This is a genomic window from Neisseria sp. P0009.S007, from assembly GCF_051962515.1.
This window is the reverse complement of the sequence record NZ_JBQCVF010001071.1, coordinates 1-278: the sequence shown is the minus strand read 5'-3', so window position 1 is coordinate 278 and position 278 is coordinate 1. Positions and strand designations below refer to the sequence as shown.

Here is a 278-nt window from a genome sequence, read left to right as displayed (position 1 = left end):
GGCGAAAGCGAAGCCGCCCAACTTGCCATCGACCTCGTGCGTCAAAAACCCGACCTCAACGGCGTATACCGCCTGCTCGGTTTGAAAATCAGCGACATGAATCCCGCGTGGAAAGCCGACGCCGACATGATGCGTTCCGTCATCGGCCGCCAACTCCAACGCAGCGTCATGTACCGCTGCCGCAACTGCCACTTCAAATCCCAAGTCTTCTTCTGGCACTGCCCCGCCTGCAACAAATGGGAAACCTTCACACCCAATAAAATCGAAGTGTGAAGCAA

General features: G+C 56.1%; 1 pseudogene. It reads left to right on the top strand.

Annotated elements, in window-relative coordinates:
* A pseudogene (locus ACTHS3_RS17785) lies at nucleotides 1-273 on the top strand (lipopolysaccharide assembly protein LapB); the annotation flags it as partial.
* Nucleotides 274-278: the final 5 nt, after the last annotated feature.